At 72.1% G+C, this 17,615-nt stretch carries 20 protein-coding genes and 1 other RNA gene; 12 read left to right on the plus strand and 9 right to left on the minus strand.

Translation table 11 applies throughout. The features are described 5' to 3' along the window. The first annotated feature begins 429 nt into the window (after positions 1-429). From CcI156_RS02945 to CcI156_RS02975, 7 genes are all read left to right on the plus strand, one after another. Positions 430-1,113, plus strand: coding sequence for a signal peptidase II (locus tag CcI156_RS02945; RefSeq protein ID WP_023840534.1), 684 nt, complete (start codon positions 430-432; stop codon positions 1,111-1,113). Further along, positions 1,094-2,035 carry an RluA family pseudouridine synthase gene (locus CcI156_RS02950; protein ID WP_076804222.1) on the plus strand — a complete coding sequence of 314 codons (942 nt, stop codon included), beginning with the start codon at positions 1,094-1,096 and terminating at the stop codon, positions 2,033-2,035. The genes CcI156_RS02945 and CcI156_RS02950 overlap by 20 nt, the downstream gene beginning before the upstream one ends. After that, a complete protein-coding gene (locus CcI156_RS02955; RefSeq protein ID WP_023840533.1) occupies positions 2,032-3,093 on the plus strand; it encodes a hypothetical protein in 1,062 nt (353 codons plus the stop codon). Before CcI156_RS02950 ends, CcI156_RS02955 begins: the two co-directional genes overlap by 4 nt. Before the next feature lie 190 nt (positions 3,094-3,283). Beyond that, positions 3,284-3,928, plus strand: a complete 645-nt coding sequence (locus CcI156_RS02960) for a DUF6308 family protein (protein ID WP_035730575.1) — start codon at positions 3,284-3,286, stop codon at positions 3,926-3,928. A gap of 49 nt (positions 3,929-3,977) precedes the next feature. Next, positions 3,978-4,940, plus strand: coding sequence for an ABC transporter ATP-binding protein (locus CcI156_RS02965; protein ID WP_076804223.1), 963 nt, complete (start codon positions 3,978-3,980; stop codon positions 4,938-4,940). A 13-nt stretch (positions 4,941-4,953) separates the two neighbouring features. Beyond that, on the plus strand, positions 4,954-5,847 hold the full coding sequence (locus tag CcI156_RS02970; protein WP_076804224.1) for an ABC transporter permease: 894 nt from the start codon (positions 4,954-4,956) through the stop codon (positions 5,845-5,847). A 165-nt stretch (positions 5,848-6,012) separates the two neighbouring features. After that, positions 6,013-6,756 (plus strand): hypothetical protein, encoded by a 744-nt coding sequence (locus tag CcI156_RS02975; protein WP_011435873.1) that lies wholly within the window; start codon positions 6,013-6,015, stop codon positions 6,754-6,756. A 61-nt stretch (positions 6,757-6,817) separates the two neighbouring features. Here CcI156_RS02975 and CcI156_RS02980 read toward each other — a convergent pair whose 3' ends face one another. After that, positions 6,818-7,492 (minus strand): LON peptidase substrate-binding domain-containing protein, encoded by a 675-nt coding sequence (locus tag CcI156_RS02980; RefSeq protein WP_011435874.1) that lies wholly within the window; start codon positions 7,490-7,492, stop codon positions 6,818-6,820. 270 nt (positions 7,493-7,762) lie between these two features. Between CcI156_RS02980 and CcI156_RS02985 the strand changes: the two genes are divergently transcribed. Then, complete coding sequence (locus tag CcI156_RS02985) at positions 7,763-8,143, plus strand: hypothetical protein (protein WP_076804275.1); 381 nt, start codon at positions 7,763-7,765, stop codon at positions 8,141-8,143. 52 nt (positions 8,144-8,195) lie between these two features. On the opposite strand, the gene CcI156_RS02990 is transcribed toward CcI156_RS02985, so the two are convergent. Together CcI156_RS02990 and CcI156_RS02995 are read right to left on the minus strand one after the other, a co-directional pair. After that, positions 8,196-10,442 (minus strand): hypothetical protein, encoded by a 2,247-nt coding sequence (locus CcI156_RS02990; protein ID WP_076804225.1) that lies wholly within the window; start codon positions 10,440-10,442, stop codon positions 8,196-8,198. Positions 10,443-10,710: 268 nt separating this feature from the next. Beyond that, complete coding sequence (locus tag CcI156_RS02995) at positions 10,711-10,914, minus strand: hypothetical protein (protein WP_011435877.1); 204 nt, start codon at positions 10,912-10,914, stop codon at positions 10,711-10,713. 160 nt (positions 10,915-11,074) lie between these two features. On the opposite strand from CcI156_RS02995, the gene CcI156_RS03000 reads away from it, so the two are divergent. The 3 genes from CcI156_RS03000 (at position 11,075) to CcI156_RS03010 (ending at position 14,096) form a co-directional block, all read left to right on the plus strand. After that, positions 11,075-12,049: a Nif3-like dinuclear metal center hexameric protein gene (locus tag CcI156_RS03000; protein ID WP_371681751.1), complete on the plus strand. Its 975-nt coding sequence runs from the start codon at positions 11,075-11,077 to the stop codon at positions 12,047-12,049. Between the two features lie 117 nt (positions 12,050-12,166). Beyond that, positions 12,167-12,910, plus strand: coding sequence for a zinc ribbon domain-containing protein (locus CcI156_RS03005; protein ID WP_076804227.1), 744 nt, complete (start codon positions 12,167-12,169; stop codon positions 12,908-12,910). Positions 12,911-12,959: 49 nt separating this feature from the next. Beyond that, on the plus strand, positions 12,960-14,096 hold the full coding sequence (locus CcI156_RS03010) for a bifunctional RNase H/acid phosphatase (protein WP_011435880.1): 1,137 nt from the start codon (positions 12,960-12,962) through the stop codon (positions 14,094-14,096). A 56-nt stretch (positions 14,097-14,152) separates the two neighbouring features. Here the strand turns inward: CcI156_RS03010 and CcI156_RS03015 are convergent, their stop codons facing one another. The 6 genes from CcI156_RS03015 to rnpB form a co-directional block, all read right to left on the minus strand. Then, positions 14,153-14,539, minus strand: coding sequence for a hypothetical protein (locus CcI156_RS03015; RefSeq protein WP_023840527.1), 387 nt, complete (start codon positions 14,537-14,539; stop codon positions 14,153-14,155). Then, positions 14,520-15,431, minus strand: coding sequence for a hypothetical protein (locus tag CcI156_RS03020; RefSeq protein ID WP_076804228.1), 912 nt, complete (start codon positions 15,429-15,431; stop codon positions 14,520-14,522). The genes CcI156_RS03015 and CcI156_RS03020 overlap by 20 nt, the downstream gene beginning before the upstream one ends. Before the next feature lie 93 nt (positions 15,432-15,524). After that, entirely contained in the window at positions 15,525-15,767 is a 243-nt protein-coding gene (locus CcI156_RS03025) for a helix-turn-helix transcriptional regulator (RefSeq protein WP_076804229.1), read from the minus strand. 189 nt (positions 15,768-15,956) lie between these two features. After that, positions 15,957-16,223, minus strand: coding sequence for a type II toxin-antitoxin system RelE/ParE family toxin (locus CcI156_RS03030; RefSeq protein WP_023840524.1), 267 nt, complete (start codon positions 16,221-16,223; stop codon positions 15,957-15,959). Position 16,224: 1 nt separating this feature from the next. After that, positions 16,225-16,476, minus strand: coding sequence for a type II toxin-antitoxin system Phd/YefM family antitoxin (locus CcI156_RS03035; protein WP_254847243.1), 252 nt, complete (start codon positions 16,474-16,476; stop codon positions 16,225-16,227). Between the two features lie 41 nt (positions 16,477-16,517). Continuing rightward, positions 16,518-16,930: RNase P RNA component class A (gene rnpB / locus CcI156_RS03040), an RNA gene on the minus strand. 334 nt (positions 16,931-17,264) lie between these two features. On the opposite strand from rnpB, the gene CcI156_RS26530 reads away from it, so the two are divergent. Then, positions 17,265-17,606, plus strand: a complete 342-nt coding sequence (locus tag CcI156_RS26530) for a lipopolysaccharide assembly protein LapA domain-containing protein (RefSeq protein ID WP_023840523.1) — start codon at positions 17,265-17,267, stop codon at positions 17,604-17,606. Positions 17,607-17,615: the final 9 nt, after the last annotated feature.

The following is a 17,615-nucleotide window of genomic DNA, read 5'->3' on the forward strand; positions in this document are numbered from 1 at the left end:
CCTCACCGGTCCCGGGCGTGACCATCCGGCCGATGCGCCGGCCGCCTGTCCTACCCGGACCGGGGGTACCGCGGTACCACCCTCCTTGCGCACCCGCTCGGCCGGATCGGGCCGAGGGATGGCCCCTCGTTGTCCTCGCGGCGGCCGGATCTACTGGGGACCCGATGGTCGACCGGATTCCGTTCTTCCGGCGGCTCGGGGGTGATCTTCGCGACGCGCTGGCCACCGGGCTTCCACCGACCCCGGCTCGCTCGGGCTGCGCCCGCCGCTACTCGTCCCCGTCCACGCCGTACCGCTGTCCATCAGCGTAGCTCAGCGGGACGAGTGGTCCCGTCCCCGGCTCGGCCCTTCGCCGCGCGGCCGGTTCATCGTCGGGACTCGGGGCCGTAGAGTGGTCCGGTAGGAGAGGTGCCGACCATCGGGAGCGGTGTGTCCGAAGATCCCGTCGATCACGCGGTGACCGCGCCGGGGGGCGTCACCCCGGGCGCGGGGTCCGTCGCGCCGGCGATGTCGACGAAGCCCTCGGCCCCGCCCGGGGGGTCGACGCCGGTGCCGCACGGGCGGGACGAGGCTCGCCCTACCGTCGGTTCCCGCCGGGCGGTGGCCACGCTGACGGTCGCGGCGGCGATCGTCCTGCTGTCGGACATCCTCACCAAGCATGTCGCGGTGGCCACCCTGTCTGACCGGGGGCCTGTCGAGGTCATCCCCGGCCTGCTCGACCTGGAGCTCACCCGCAACTCCGGAGCGGCCTTCAGCCTCGCGGGCGGCGCGACGGTGCTACTCAGCCTGGTCGCCCTGGCCGTGGTCGCGGTGGTGGTGTTCACCGCCCGCCGGCTGCGGTCGGTGGGGTGGGCTCTCGTGCTCGGCGCCCTGCTCGGCGGGGCGGTGGGCAACCTCGCCGACCGCCTCTTCCGCGCGCCCGGTCCCCTGCGCGGTCACGTCGTGGACTTCGTCCACCTCCACTACTGGCCCATCTTCAACGTGGCCGACTCCGCGATCGTCTGCGGCGGCGTGCTCGCGGTCATCCTGTCCCTGCGCGGCGTGGGTCTGGACGGCACGCGCTACGCCGAGCATCATCCCCCCGGCGGGGGCAGTGACCATCACGGGCGGTGACCTGCGGTCCCTGCCGGTCCCGGACGGGCTCGACGGCGTCCGTCTCGACGCGGCGATCGCGAGGATGTTCGGGCTGTCGCGGACCGTGGCCGCCGCGCTCGTCGACGACGGCCAGGCGAGCCTCGACGGGAAGGTCCGGGGCCGGTCCGACCGGGTCAGCGGCGGTGCCTGGCTGGAGGTCCGGCTGCCCGCTCCGCCGCGTCCGGTGGCGGTGGAACCCACGCCGGTCGAGGCTCTCGGCATTCTCTACGACGACGACGRCATCATCGTGGTGGACAAGCCGGTCGGGGTCGCCGTCCATCCGGCGCCCGGCTTCACCGGACCGACCGTGATCGGGGCGTTGGCCGCCGCGGGATACCGCATTTCCACCTCGGGCGCGGCCGAGCGTCAGGGGGTGGTGCACCGTCTCGACGTCGGTACCACYGGGGTGATGGTGGTCGCCAAGAGCGAGCGCGCATATACCCTGCTGAAACGGGCGTTTCGTGACCGTACGGTGGACAAGCGCTACCGGGCCGTGGTGCAGGGCCATCCCGATCCGCTGCGGGGCACCGTGGACGCCCCGATCGACCGGCATCCGCGCCGGCCGGGGCTGTTCGCCGTCGTCGCGGACGGCAAGCCGAGTATCACCCACTACGACCTCCAGGAGGCGTTCCGGGCCGCCTCCCTGCTGTCCGTGCGATTGGAGACCGGGCGCACCCACCAGATCCGGGTGCACATGTCCGCCCTGCGGCACCCGTGTGTCGGGGATCTCGCCTACGGGGCCGATCCCACGCTCGCCGAGCGGCTCGGCCTGACCCGCCAGTGGCTGCACGCGGCGCGGCTGTCCTTCGATCATCCCGGTCACGGCGGACGGGTCGAGTTCACCAGTCCGGACCCGGCTGACCTGGCCGAGGCGGTGGAACGGCTGCGGGACCAGCCATGACGGAGCCGGCGACGCTCGGGGAGGCGACCTCGGCGCCGGTGCCCGCTCCCGCGGCACCCGGGGGAGCGGTGCCGGCCCCGGCCCCCGCCTGCCGGGGGTGGTCCACCGTGCGCCCACCGGTCCACGGGTTGGGGGCGCTGCTCGATCGGGTCGACGCCCGCACGCTGCCGGCGACCTCTCGCGCGATCGCGATCGTCCGGGCGTGGATGGTGGGCCTGGCGGAGCGGGAGATCGGTCGGGTCCGCCGGACCCGGGACCGGGTCCGGCCCTCGCCTGCCGGCTCCGACGACGATGACGGTCCGCCGGCCCTGCTCGACGTGGCCGGAGTCACGCCCGGCGGGGTGGTGGACTGGGGCGTCCGGATGCTCGTCCTCGGACTCGTCGCGTTGATCGTGGTGAGCGCGACGGCCGCGATCCTGCAGGGCGTCGATCATGCTCCGTCGTCCGGACCGTCCTCCTCGGCGACCGAGCAGGCAGCGACGTCCGCGAACCAGCCGGCGGCGCCCGACCAGCCGGTGGCGCCCGCGCTGCCCGCGGTGACGATCGGCCCCGGGCCGAACGACCCGGTCGCCGACTACCTCGGCGCCAGCCGGCAGAACCTCGCGTTGCTGACCTCGGCCGCCCCCGGCGCCGATCTCTACGCCGTGGCCAGTCTCACCGCGCCCCGCACCCCCGCCGACCTGCTCGAGGTGTTCGGCGACTTCCGGACCGTCCAGGTGTTCTTCACCGCCGGTATCGGGGGTGAACAGGAGCAGGCCGTCGTGCGCGATCCGGTGGCCGACGTCCGGGCGGCCTTCGGGTCGGCGGCGGCCCAGGCGGACGCCCGAGCCGCCGCCGACACACAGGTCGGCAACACCGCCGCCGCCGACCGCGAGCGGCGGGCGGCGAACGACCTGCGGGCCGGGTGCGGGTGTCTGTTCGCCGTGGTGGTCCGCGCCCCGGCCGGCCGGCTCTCGCAGCTCGAAACCGATCCCCGGGTGCGGGTGGTGGATCCGGCCCCACCGGGAAGCGGGCCGCCGGGTGTGAGATTCATCCCACTGTCCCCGGACCGTCGCTGATCCGGTTGAGCCGTCCGCATGATCGGACGACGTGCCGGGCACGGGTGGCGGACGGTGACCGTTCTGGCGTGGCATCCGACCCCTGCGCCATCGTCGACCGGGACAGGAGAGGATGAGGGGCGAGACCGGCTTCGTCACCTGGGGTTGCGACCGGCCGGGGAGTTCACGGATCATGATGAGGAGACCCAGGTTGAAGCTGGCGAAGGGCACCCGGGAGGTCTTCGACGCGGAGAGCCTGCTCGAGGAGTACCTGGGGCCGCGCAAGCGAGGTCTGCGCTACGCCTACCCGTACTACGACGGCCTGGTCACCAATAGTGATCCGGATCTGCTGTGCACCGGGGATCTCCTGGCCCCGTGCCTGCTCGGCGTCCACGTGGACCTGGATCGGATGCACACRCTCACCGCGCTGATGCCGTTGCTGCAGCGGGCGTTGGACAGGCTTCCTCCCGGCATCGAGCTCATCGAGGCCGACGAGGTCACCCTCGATCTGGTCGCCGCGCTCTACGACCCCCTCGACGACCCGGACGTCTCCGACCGGGACGTCAAGGGCTCCCTCATCGCCAAGGTGCTGCACCGCAAGCGGCCCGCCCTGGTCCCGTTGTTCGACTCCAAGGTGAGGATCTTCTACCAGCACGAGGACTGCGTCCCGCCGTCGCCGCGGGACGGGCGGTCCTGGCGGCAGTACATGGGCCTGCTCATCCGCGCGATGCAGTACGACCTGCGGGAGAACGCCGAGGAGTTCCGCCGGCTCGGGGCGCTGGTACCCGTCGCGGGTCCCCCGATCACCCCGCTGCGGATGCTCGACGTCGTGGTGTGGATGAGCAGCGCGGTGTGATCAGCGCCCGTTGTCGGCCCGGGACCATCGACCGGCTCCGACTGCGACAATGGTCGATGTGTTGAGCTACGCGGTCCGCGGGCTCACCCGGCGGCACGGGACGGGTGAGCATGCCGTTCTCGCCAATGATCGGATCGATCTCGACGTCCGGCAGGGCGAGGTGTTCGGGGTGCTCGGGCCGAACGGCGCCGGGAAGACCACGCTGGTCCGCCAGTTGATGGGTCTGCTGCGGCCGGACGCGGGCACGATTACCCTTTTTGGCCGCGACGTGCTGGCCRCCCGCGGTCTGCCGGCCCGGCTCGCCGCCTATCTGGGCCAGGACGATCTCGCGCTGGCCGAGCTGCCGGTCGCCACCGCCGTGGCGACCACCGCCCGCATGCGCGGCGTCCCCCGCTCCGCCGTGCGGGCGGTCCGTGACGCCGTGCTCGGCGAGCTCGGTCTGGAGGCGGTGGCGCATCGCCCGCTGTCGAAGCTGTCCGGTGGGCAACGCCGGCTGGCGTGTGTCGCTACCACCCTGGTGGGGGACCGGCCGATGCTCGTCCTCGACGAGCCGACCACCGGCCTCGACCCCGTCGCCCGGCGGGCCGTGTGGTCGGCGCTGCAACGTCGCCGGGACACCGTCGGTGTCACCGTCCTGCTGATCACGCACAACGTCCTCGAGGCGGAGTCGGTGCTTGACCGGGTCGCCGTCCTGGATGCCGGGCGGGTGATCGCCTGCGACACTCCGGGCCAGCTCAAGGCATCGTTGTCCGGTGACGTCCGGCTCGACCTCGCGTGGCGCCACGACCCGCCCGCGGACGACCCCACCGTCGCGACGTTGGCCGCGCTCGCCGTGGTCAACGGACGGCGGTGGACCATCCGGTTGGCTCCGGCCGCGGCCCGTGACGCCCTCGGCCGGTTGACCGCCGGCCCGGCGTTCGCCGCGCTGGACGATTTCAGTCTCGCCACCCCCTCGCTGGAGGACGTGTACCTCACCCTCGGCGGCAGGTCGCGGGACCTGGAGCGCGCATGATCGTGATTTTCCGGTGACCGTCGTTCCGGACGCGCGCGGGGCACCCGGTGGCGGGGCACCCGGGGTGCCGGCGCCATCGGTCGCGGATGGCCGCCCGGCTCCCGCCACGCGGCCGGTGTCGGCCTCCGCCCCGCCGAGCAGTGCCCCGCCGCAGCTGCCGCCGCCGACGTCGTTCCGCACCGCGTTCGGTGCGGTCTACCGCGGGCAGCTCGCCCGCTCCAAGGTGGGACGGATCCCCCTGTTGTTCGTCGCGTCGTTCCAGTCGGTCGGGATCCTCGTGCTGCTGCGCGGGATCCTCGACGTCGGCGACACCACGGCCGCCGGGCAGGTCGTGGCGGGTTCCACGGTGCTCGTGGTCGCCTTCGTCGCGTTGAACCTGCTGGCCCAGCGGTTCGGGGCGCTGCGGGCGGCCGGTGCCCTGGACTACTACCTCACGTTGCCGGTGCCCGGCGTCGCGGTGGTGCTGGGCACGGCGGCCTCGTACGCGACCTTCGCGGCGCCCGGCACTGTCGTCACCGCGGTGCTGGGGGCGCTGCTCTACGGGCTGCCGCTGTCCGGCCTGTGGCTGCTGCTGCCCGTCGTGGCGCTCGCCGGGATCTGCCTGTCCGGGCTCGGGGCGGCGATCGGCCTGCTCGCCCCTCGGCCGGAGCTCGCGACCGTCGCCGGCCAGCTCGGAATGAGCATCGTGCTGTTCTTCGGTGTGATCCCCTCCGGCCGGCTGCCCGAGGTCGGCCGCTGGGCGCGGGACGCGTTGCCCAGCAGCTACGCGGTGGACGCCCTCGCGGCCGCCTTCCAACCCGGTGTCGACTGGGCGAAGGTGGTCCTCGACCTCGGGATCTGCGCCGCCGTCGGGATGGTGGCGCTGTCTGTCGCGGCGATGGCACTGCGCCGTGTCGGCACGTCCTGAGGGCGTCATAGTTAGCGGGGCCAGCGTAGTAGCAGGACTGCTGCGGGACCGACCGGCGCGGTAGGGTCAACGGCCTGCGGCCGGTCGGCGACAACGCGCTGGTAGGCCGGGGATGCTGGTAGGCCGGGGACGAGGAGACAGACAGCCAGTGGCAGAAAGCGCGTCATGATGGAGCGGTCGTCGGGCATCCGCGGAGTCGAGCCGGTCGCRCTGTCCGTCCCACCCGGGGACGTCCCACCCGGGGACGGGCCGCACCACCCTGGTCAGCCGACCCTCGATCCGGCGATCGCCGTCCCCGCGGCCGGTGAACCGGCGCCGCCCGGGCGGAACCCGGGCCGGGCGTTCGGTGCTCGTTCGGCGGCCGTCGCCGGCCTGATCTGCGCGGCGGCGATGGCGCTCGCCGGCTTCCCGCTCGGCCTGCTCTGGGCCGCGACCGCGCCGCATCTGGATCTTGCCGTGGCGTTGGACGGGCATGAATCGGCGTTTACGGTCCAGAGCGACATCGACGTCCGGTTCGCCCTGATCTGCGCGGTCGCCGGCGTGATCGGCGGTGCCGTGGCGTGCTGGCGGGTCCGGGACGCGGGATGGCCGGTCCCGGTCGGGCTCGCCGCGGGCGGTATCGGCGGCTCGCTGATCGCCGGCTGGATCGGCCACCTGCGGCGCTCGCCCCAGCTGCTGCACGCGCTGCCGAAGGACGCCTCTCCGCTGCTCACCGACCTGGTGGACATGAAGGTCCGCGCGGGCGGGCTCTACTTTGTCATGCCGGTGACCGCCCTGCTCGTACTCCTCGTCGGGCTGTGGGTGACCTCGCGGGCCCAGTCGGACGCCGCCGAGGACAGGCGGGGTCCGACCGCGCCCGGCGACGCGCCCGGCCACGGGGCTGGGGCTGAGGTCGGGGCTGGGGACTGAGCGTCGATCCCCCGGGTGGCGAACGTCCCACGGTTCGGGCTGGGGTCAGTTCGGGCGGGGGTCAGTTCGGGCTGGGATCGACCCGGCGCAACTCGCTCGATCCGATGGTGGTGATCTTTTCCAGGAGGCCGATCTCCCGGCGGAGCAGCGCCCGTTCGGCCCGCAGTCGGTTGGCCGCGTCCGGCGCGGCGAGCAGCCCCTGACGTTCGGTGACGTCGGTGACGGCGGCGGCGGCGATCACGTACGAAAGGGCGATCGGGTCGTCGGGGAGGTCCGGCAGCGAGATCTGCACGGTGCCGGTGGCGGCGAGCCGGTCGGCGTAGGTTCGGAGCAGACGCTGGACTGCCGGAACGGTGTCGTCGGTGTCGTCGGTGTCGCCGACGTCGTCCGGCAGGTAGTCGACATCCCCGACGAGGTAGGGCTCGCTGTGCCGGTCCACCGTGCGGATCCGGAACCGGTCACCGCCCACCGTGATGAGCGAGAACCGCCCGTCGGAGTGTTCCTGGACGCGCCGCAGCACGGCGGTGCAGCCCACGTCGTGGATCGCCGGCAGGGCCGGACCCACCTCCCGGCCTCGCCGGATGGCGATCACTCCGAACCGTCGGACCTGGTCGGCGGGCTGCTCGAGCAGTTTCCGCACCAAGATCCGGTACCGTTCCTCGAAGATCTCCAGGGGTAGGACCAGCCCGGGGAGCAGGACCGTCCCGAGCGGGAACAGAGGAAGCCGCTCGCTCAACTGCGGTGCCTTCTTCCTGCCCTGCCCTCTCCGGCCCCGGACGGGACCGGAAGCGGCCGGCGGCGGTCGGGCGAGGACCGCCTGGGGCGGGTCCACGACCAGGAGTCGGACGTTTGTCCCAACCCTGTCCCCCGGTAGCCATGGTGTCCATCCACGAAGGGCTGTGATTCTCACCGGGCGCGGGTTCGGGCGGTGGACCGGGAGCCCGGGCGGTGGACCGTCGGTGCCTGGGGACCTTCCATCCGGGTTCGTTCGCGGGACAATGGCCCGGTGTGGGAAACCGRGCCGGAGCTACTGGTCGTCTTCCATCGGCCGGACCGGGGCTTCTCGACCGGCACGGGTGTCGACCCACTGGCCGAACTGGCCGTCCTCGGCACCGTGACCTCGGCCTTGCGCCCCCGGCTGGCTCTCGTGGCGCTGCCCCCCTCCCGGGCGCCGGAGGTGGCTGCCCTGCCCGGGGTGTGCGGGGTCTTCATCGATCAGGTTCCCCCGGCGCTGCGGGAGACCCTCACCGCAGCCGAGAGCCTGTTCGTCGACGGCTGGCTGGCGCGGAGGGGCGCCAAGCGCCGCGATCCCGCAGGTGGTGAGCCCTGGGACACGCCGGGGTACCTCCCGCCCGACCGGCCACCCGGGGCGGCGCCGGCCGGATGACCCCGCGCGGCGGCTCAGAACACGCGCGGCGGCTCAGAACACGCGCGGCGGCTCAGAACACGCGCCGGGGGACCGACCAGCTTGCACCGGGGCCCGACGAACGCCAGACCATGTGGAGCCGGTCGCCGACGCGGGYGAGCACCTCCAGATGCCCGTCGAAGTTGCTCTGGATCATCGAGACGGCGTCCACCCGGCCCAGCTCCGGTGCGAACGGCCGCGGTCCGCTCCAGCCCGGGGAGGGCGCGCCGTTGTTCCGGTAGAAGTGGATGAGCCCGCGGTCCGCGGCGGGGACGACCACCTCGAAGTTGCGGGAGCCGTCGGGGAAGGCGCTCTGGATGAGCGCCGGATTGCCCGTCACGCCCTCGGCGAAGACGGGGCCGGTGCGCCAGACCGCCCCGTTGTCGCGGGTGAGGTGCACGAGCCGGTTGCCGACCCGGGCGACCGCTTCCAGCATCCCGTTGCCGCCGCCCAGCGTGCCGTGGATGAGGCTGACGGCGTCGACGCGCCCGAGGTTCGCGCCGAACAGCTTCGGAGTGCTCCACGGAAATCCGTGGATGTCATGGTTGCGCCACAGGTGCAGGATGCCGACGTCCGCGGCGGGCACGAGCAGTTCGAAGTTGCCCTTGGTGCCCAGCCGGCTCTGCACCAGCGACGGAACGCCCCCCACCCCCTGGACGAGGCGGGTCGGCGGGTGCCAGGCGAAGGCGCCGGTGGAGTCCCGCCACAGGAAGTACAGCGTCGAGCCGACCCGGACGGCGACCTCGAGGGGTCCCGGCCTGGCCAGGGTGCTCTGGATCATGGTGGCGGCATCGATCCGGCCGAGCTCCTGAGCCGTCTGCCACGGGGCCATCCAGGGGAAGCCAGCCGCGTCGTTGTCCCGCCAGACGTGGGTCAGCCCGGCGAAGGCCGACGGGACGACGGCGTCGAAGTTGCCGATCTGGCCGAGCCCCCTGGCCTGGACGAGCGCCGGGTTGCCGCTTACTCCGTGGCCCCAGCCGATGTGGCTGGGGGTGTAGCGGCACAGCGCGAAACTGTTCGAGCGCATCAGGCAGTCGACGGGCGCGGGCGCGCAGGCGTCGCAGTTGCCGTTCGGGGCGTGGAACGCCCCCCACCGACCGCCGCAGTCGCACTGGGCGCCCGCGTACTCGTCCGGAGCGCCGAAGATGTGGCCGGTCTCGTGGGTGAAGACCCGGTCGATATTGTCCGGTCCCCAGCCGTCGTTGTCGACGGACATCACGAGCCGGGGGCCACCCACCGAGGAGTACGCGAAGTATCCCAGCGGATACTTGGTGAAGAACGCGCAGTAGGCGGACCGGGTGCCGAGCCGGGACCGGAGCGCGTCGACGTAGTCGTAGACGCCGTCGAAGCTGGCCGCGTAGCCGAGCCGGCTCATGGTGGGGTCACGCCACAGCGCCTCGAGGTCGGGCGCGTTCGGGTCCGGTGGGACGGACAGCCGCACGATCTGGATGTCGTAGTGGAAGGTCAGGTCGGCAGCCGGGTTCGTGGTTGCGTACCAGGACAACCCGTTCTGCACCTCAGCTACGATCTTGGTGCGTTCCGCGGCGGTCAGTTGCAGCGCGGTGGTCGGCCCTTCCACGAGGATCAGCCCGACGGCCACCGATCCCTCCAGCGCCGCGCTGGTGGGGGAGGACGCCTGGGCGATCTGCGCGGTGGCCCGGGTGTCCGTGGCCCGGGTGTCCGTGGGCGCGGAGGTCGGGCTCTGGGCCTCGGCCCGCCCGTTCGGCTGGGCATGCGGTGTCGGCTGGGCATGTGGTGTCGGCTGGGCATGTGGTGTCGGCTGGTCCGGATCAGGCGAGCTGCCCCGGGGCGGCGGGATGTCGGTGCAGGGCCGGTCCATGTCCCATGGCCGGCCGTCGCGGGGACGTTCCTGCTTGAGCTGCCGGTAGGCGGCGCTGGCCCGCAGGCGGAAGGCGTCCAGCCCGAGCGTCTCGGCGCGGTTCAGCCCGGGCGACACCCCGGTGGTCGACACGACGCTGCCGTCCGCGGGGGGGAGTACCGCCGCCGCCAGCCGGGCGGCGGTGCGCTCCGCCGTCGCCGTGGAGGTGCCCCGAGGCTGGCCCAACACGTGGACCCTGCCGTAGCGGTGCAGCGGCCGTCGTTCGTTGGCCAGGGTGGGATCGGCTGGCGAGCCGTCGCCCTCGGCGGTCTGGTCTACCCCGTCATCCGAGGACGCGTCGGTGGGTGYGATCGCCGCGAACGCCGCACGGAGTGCTCGGCCCGTCTCCCCTCCGGCCGAGATGATGAGCGCGTGTTCGTCGGCCGGTACGTCCCCCGCCATACTTGATCGTTTTCCTTTCGGTGGGGATGGCTGTGCGGAGTTGTATCGTGTTGCGGCTTTGTTGTGCCGGCTTTTGTGGAAACAAGTACGCAGAGTGCCGATCTGGTGCCTTCGCCTGCTTTGTTTAGAGGGATTGCGCCAACATAGCCGGCGGCGGGCGTCCACCCGGCCGGAGCCGGGCAGCCGCCCGGGTGGCTCGGCGTCTCAGTGCCTCGGCGTCTCGGCGTCTCGGCGTCTCGGCGTCTCAGCGTCTCAGTGCCTCAGCGCCTCAGCGCCGGTCCGGAGCGAACGATGCCTGCGCCGATGGCACGTCGGGCCACATGGCCCCGACGGCGGGCCGTTCCGGCGCACCCATGGCCTCGGCCACCTTGCGCATGATGGCTTCCACCAGCCGGACAGCCTGCGGGGTCGCGAGGTTCAGCACGATCTCGGCATCCCCCGCCACCTGGAATCGCACCGAAACGTCCGCCATGACGACTGCCCTTTCCTCGCGGCTCGCCAGCACATCGCAGGCGTGTTGCCACCGGTGACGTTACGGGGCCGGAACGACCGCCCCCACGGCGCCCGGGTGTGGCACCGGACAGCGTGACCGGCTGGCAGGTCGCTGCGACGAAGCGGGTAGGGTCACGGTGGTGACCTTTCCGTCAGCGACAGTGCGTGACTGTGTGGCCGTGCTTGAGCGTTTCTTCCCTCCGTCCTGGGCCGAGTCCTGGGACGCGGTGGGACTGGCGGTGGGTGAYCTGGACGCGCCGGCCTCGGCGGTCCTGTTCGCGGTGGATCCGACCCCCGAGGTGGCGGCCGAGGCCGTCACGGCGGGAGCTCAGCTGCTCGTCACCCACCACCCGCTGTTCCTGCGGGGAGTGCACGGCGTCGCCGAGACCGGTCCGGGCGGGCGGGTCGTTGCCACCCTGATCCGGGCCGGCGTCGCCCTGTACACCGTGCACACGAACGCCGATGTCGCCGCGCCGGGCGTGAGTGACGCGCTTGCCGACGCGCTGGGGTTGCGTGACGTCGCCCCGCTGTCCGCCCCGGCCCCGCTGTCCGCCCCRGCGAACGTCGGGGCCGACGAGGGCGGTGCCGGGGCCGACGAGGGCGGTGCCGGGGCCGACGAGGGCGGTGCCGGGAGCAGCGCCGGTGATGAGGGTGGTGTCGGTGATGAGGGCGGTGTCGGCGGGGCGAGCGTGTGCTGGGGCCTCGGCCGGATCGGTGACCTGCCCGCGGCCGAGTCCCTGGAACGGTTCTGCGCCCGGGTCGTCCGAGCGCTGCCGGCGACGGCGGGCGGGGTCCGGGCGACGGGTACCGCGGACCGGCTCGTCCGGCGGATCGCGGTGTGCGGCGGCTCGGGGGGAGAACTGGTCGCCGYAGCCGAGGCCGCGGGAGCGGACGTCCTCGTCACCGCGGACGGCCGGCATCACCACGTCCTCGACGCCGTCGGTGCGCATGGGGTCGTGGTGGTCGATGTCGCCCACTGGGCGAGTGAATGGCCCTGGCTGAGCCAGGCCGCCACCCGCCTGCACACCGGTCTGCGTGCGAGGGGACGTACGGTGAGCACGTCGGTATCCGCTATCGTGACCGATCCCTGGCGGGTGCACGTTCCGTCCCGGTAGGCGGTGCCGGCGGCGCGGAGGCCCGGGTCACGCGGAGGCCCGGGTCACGGAGGGCGCCGCGTCGGGTCTGGTCAGGTCGGCCAGGTGTAGTCGTTCAGGCGTACCAGTGAGGAATCGATGAAGGCCGATCCAGCAGTTCAGCTCCGCCTGCTCGATCTGCAGGCGCTCGACACCGGTATCGACCGGTCGGTGGCCCGCCGACGCGGTCTGCCGGAGCACGCCGTCATCACCGAGCGCACCGCCGCGCTGACCTCGTTGGACGGTGAGGTCGTCGGGGTGCGGACCGAGCTGAGCGACGTCGCGCGTGCCCAGCGCAAGCTGGAGAACGAGATCGACCTCGTGCGGACCCGTTCGGCCCGTGACTCCCAGCGGCTTGATTCCGGCGCCGTCTCGACGCCGCGTGAGCTGGAGAACCTGCAGGCGGAGCTCGCCTCGCTGACCCGTCGTCAGGGCGTGCTCGAGGACGACGCGCTCGAGAAGATGGAGATCGTCGAGGGCCTGGAGAGCCGGCTCTCCGCGTTGTCCCAGCAGCGATCAGCCCTGCAGGCCGAGCTCGACGCGGCGGTGGCCGCGCGGGACAAGGCCTACGCCGAGYTCGATGCCGAGGTGGCGCGGCTGCGCCATGACCGCGACGCTCTCGTCCCGGAGCTGCCCGAGGCGCTGGTCACGCTGTACGAGCGGATCCGGGCGTCCTCCAGCGGAGTGGGCGCCGCGGCCCTGCTGCGCCGCCGCTGCCAGGGCTGCCATCTTGAGCTGTCGGGCGGCGACCTGCGCGCCGTGGCGGCGGCGCCGGGGGATGAGGTGGTGCGCTGTGAGGAGTGCCGGCGCATCCTGGTCCGTACCCCCGAATCGGGGCTGTAACACCGTCGGCGGGACCCCCGCCTCGGGGGTAGACGAGGGGAGCATGTAGATGGGCACCGTGCGCAGGCTGGTCATCGAGGCCGACGGCGGGTCGCGGGGTAACCCGGGCCCGGCGGGCTACGGGGCCGTGGTCCGCGACGCCGGCTCGGGGAAGCTGCTGGCCGAGCGCGCGGACTCGATCGGGCGCGCCACGAACAACGTCGCCGAGTACTCCGGGCTGATCGCCGGGCTGCGGGCCGCCGCTGAGATCGCCCCGGACGCCGAGCTGGAGGTCCGGATGGACTCCAAGCTCGTCGTCGAGCAGATGAGCGGCCGGTGGAAGGTCAAGCATCCGGCGATGCGGCCGCTGGTGGCCGAGGCGACGGAACTCGCCGCCCGGTTCCCCGCGGTCCGTTTCCAGTGGGTGCCCCGCGCGCGCAACGCCGACGCCGATCGGCTCGCGAACGAGGCGATGGACGCCGCCGCCGCCGGGCGGGCCTGGGAACCCGCGGTCCCGCAGTCCCCGGACCCGGTCCCGCACCACGCGCCGACGACGAACCGGCTCTCCGGCTGGATGGCGCCGCCCGCACCGCCGACGACGACCGTGCTGCTGCGTCACGGGCAGACCCCGCTCTCGGTGGAGAAGCGCTTCAGCGGGACGGTCGAGGCGGCCCTGACCGACGTCGGGCTCGGCCAGGCCGCGGCCGTAGCGAACCGGCTGCGCGACGAGCCGTTCGATCTCGTCGTCAGTTCGCCGCTGAAGCGGGCCCGGCAGACCGCCGAGGCCCTCGGCCGCGACTACGTCGTCGTCGACGATTTGCGGGAGACCGACTTCGGCGCCTGGGAGGGGCTGACCTTCGCCGAGGTGCGTGAGAAGTTCCCCGATGAGCTCAATGCCTGGCTCGCCGACCCGCACGTCCCGCCGCCCGGCGGGGAGAGCCTGATCGCCACCGTGGCCCGGGTAGCGCGGGTGCGTGACCGGCTGCTCGCCGAGCAGCCAGGCGGGCGGGTCCTCATCGTCTCACACGTCACGCCGATCAAGGGGTTGGCCCAGCTGGCGCTGGCGGCGGAACCGGCCGTGCTCTACCGCCTCCACCTGGATCTGGTGTCGATGACGACCATCGACTGGTACTCCGACGGCCCGGCGGTGCTACGCGGGTTCAACGACACCCATCACCTGGCGGGCCAGACGATCTACGGCGAATAGGGGCAGCTCAGGCGGGTTGATGCGGGGTCAGGGCCGAGGCTGCCGGCCCCGCGGCGCTACCGCGCCCGCAGGGCCGCCGCCGCGGCGCTGACCTGTTCCTCCGTCGGCGCCACATACGTGAAGTCCCGGCCGCGGAGATAGTCGAGAAACGCCGGCTCCGGCGGAAGATCGTGCTCCTCCAGATAATAGGCGATCGATGCGTCCCAGACCCATTCCCCGTCTGTCAGGAGAGCAATCGGCACTCTTTTTTCGCGTGACTCGTCCARCTGGTCGACATCGAGACCGGCGGCGCGCATGATGACCGCACCCTGCCGCAGGTAGGCGAGGAAATCGGAACGCTCACGACCAGCCGGCAGGTCTAGGCGGTCGACGATGAAGGGAACTCCGTCCGCTGTGCCGTCGAAGACCTTCGCTACCTTGAGGTCACCGCGAATCAGAGGCATTGTCATCACCCTTGGTCTTCGGATGGAAGTCGATCCAGGCGCCATCGTATGGAATGGTCTCTTCCAGGACACCGAACTCGTTACGGCGTCTTGATGTCGTCCACACGTTACCGCGGTCGTCGGCCCAGGCCAGCTCGGTCGGTGCCGTCACCGCGACCCCGAGTTCGTCCGCGACCTTCTGGGCCACGGGGTTGTCGCCCTGCCCGGTCTCGCAGGACAGCAGCCGCACCGGTCGGCCGCGCCAGTTCTCGTCGGCGCGGATGAGCGCGCCGAGCTGCCGGGCGTCGAGCGCGACCTTGCCGACCCGGAATCCCGACGGGTCGCCATGCAGGTCGGCTGTGTAGGTTCCCGGGACCGGCTCGGCGGCCATCGCGGTCCTCCGCATGTCCGTGTCGGACTTCTCGAAGAAGGCGCGTCCATCTCGAGTCGGGAGGCTTTCCCGCCAGATCCTCGTGAGCCGCCACCCCAGCTTCTCCGGTCCGGCCGGCCGATCCTGCTTCCTGGCCGCGTCCATCTCACCGCCGGGCCCGCGGTCGAGCAGCGCGAGCTTGCGTTCCACCGGCGAAGGATCGGCGGACCGCGTGTCCTCTACCGACCGACGGTCGGCCGGCCACGGGGCACGATCATCCGAGGTGTTCCGGCGGTCGAGCGCGTCCAGCTTGGCGTCGATCCTGGAACGTTCCGTCTCCGGCCGCGCCGAGCCTTCAGGGGCCGAGCCTGYGGATGCCAAGCCATCGGATTCGGTGCCGTCGGCGGAAACGGGGGAGCCTGCCTCCGGTGATGTGAGCCGGTCGAGCAGCCGCGCCTTCACCTCGGCCTGGCTCGGCCCAGCCCCCGGTCTCCAGGGAGCGGCCGGCGCATCGACGCTCGCATCCGGCCGTTCGATCGACATTGCCACCTACCGTAGCAGTGTCACCACATCATGGCTAGAAACGACCAGTCAGGTGAGGACGGCGACCCAGCGTTTCGATCCCTCCAGAGATGATCAGCGCCGAGTGTCGGAGGAKGGTTGGTGGTCGGCTCTCTCCAGCCTGGCGATCTGGGGCTGCACCAGGYCGACGACAGCCGCCAGCTGACGCTGACTTAGACCGTGCTCGGTGCGGTATCGCACCACCTTGTTCGCAACGTCGCGGGCGAAAGCCCTGCGGTCCGGTGCGTCACGGAACTCGGCATCCGCGCGGTTGTCCTCAATGACCTGGTCGAGAGGCTTGAGAGCTGCGAGCTTCATGCGTCACCCTCCACGTCGTCGAGACGTTCTTCGGCCGACCTGACGGCTTTTCGGATCGGTGTCGGCCTCGACACCGATGACCAGGTTCGGCCCGATCCGTCGATAGAACGCGCGCCATGGACAGCGGCCCTGTCGTGGACGTAGGCAGGTGATGGGCGATCTTGATATCACTGTGTCGAGTCGCTCGGGTCAGAGGTGCCGGTACACCTCACGTCGATGGGCGACGTGAACGATCGTGACGAGAACGCGGGTGTGGTCGACTTGGTAGATCACCCGATATTCACCAACTCTGATCCGCAGTATCCCGGTGGGTTGGCCGGTGAGGGCCCGGGCCCCGGAGGGGCGGGGTTCCGCCGCGAGTCGTGTCACCGCGATCAGGATCCGTCGAGCGGCGGAGGCGTCGAGCTTGCGCAGCTCTCGCAGCGCCGCAGTCGCCCACTCGACGGTGTGCGCCACGTCAGTTCAGGCCKAACTCGGCGAGGACGTCGGCATGGGGTACGCGAGGCTCCTCGGCGGCCAGCGCCTCTCGGGCGACGGCGAGATCCGCTTCGTCCTCTGCCGCTTCCAGCTCACGGAGATCTTCTATGGAGATTACTGCCGCGACCGCGCGACCGTGACGGGTCAGGACGATCCGCTCCCGGGCGTGCTCCGCCTTGGAGACGATCTCGCCGAGGTGGTCGCGTGCCTCGCTGATCGGCATCTCACTCATCCCCAGATTGTACAAACCGGGGAGCGGTCGGGCCGCTGAGGCGGACGAGGTGGCCTATAAGCCGGGTCCTGTACCGGCTCGCCTCACGGCTCGCCGGCGGCGACCATCTCTCTCGGGCTGCCGTTGCYGGCAGCCTCCAGCGGTCCACCCRCAGGCTCGGGCGGGCAGCCCTCGAACGCCTGCGCGGTCCGCGACCTGTGACGGCCACGGGCCTTCTGACCTTGCTCCGGGCGGGGTTTACCGAGCCGCCCAGGTCACCCTGGGCGCTGGTGCGCTCTTACCGCACCGTTTCACCCTTACCGGCGCCGGGACCGGCACCGGCGGTCTGTTTTCTGTGGCACTGTCCCGCGGGTCACCCCGGGTGGGTGTTACCCACCGCCCTGCCCTGTGGAGCCCGGACTTTCCTCGGCGACGCCGGACCGGCCGGCGCCGACGCGGCCGCCCGGCCAACTCGTCCGCTTCCTTCAGTATAGAGTGCTTCCCGGTCCACGCTTCCTGGGCGTAGGGCTGATCGGGCTGTCGGTGCGCGGAGCCGGCCGATCGGGCGGGATGGCGGCGGGTCGAGGAACAGGAAGATCATGACGGGACCGAAGCAGCCGGGCCAAGGGTTCGGCGACGCGGGGCGTGTGGCCTCTCCGTCCGCCGTTCCGTCCGCGCCCGCGGCGCCTGCGCCGGCCGGGCAGACCCCCGCGGCCTCGCCTCCTGGAACGCCCGCCGGCCAGGTTCCGGTTGGTTCGGTTGGTCGAGCCGGTCCGGGCGGTCCGGGTGGTTCAGGCGAGGTGGCGCCCGTGCCGCACCAGCCGGTCCACCCGGGCGCACCGGATTCTCCCGGCGTCCCGGGTGCGCCCACTGGCGGCGCCCGGCCCCCGCGTCGCGGGGTTGCCTACACCACCTATGCGATCACCGTGCTGGTGCTGCTCATCGCGATCGCTGTCGTGGTCTTCGTCGTGCAGAACGACGCGCGCGTGAGCATCTGGCTGTTCGGTTCGACCAAGCAGATGTCGGTCGCGGGTGCACTGGCCGCCTCGGCCGCCGCCGGTCTCGTCGTTGGCCTACTCATCGGTGTCATTCCTCAGATCAGGCTGCGCCGCGAGTTGCGCCACCTGCGTCGCGCGGCCAGCCGCCGGTAGCTGAGCGGA

Source organism: Frankia sp. CcI156 (assembly GCF_001983015.1).
Classification (GTDB): Bacteria; Actinomycetota; Actinomycetes; order Frankiales; family Frankiaceae; genus Frankia; species Frankia casuarinae.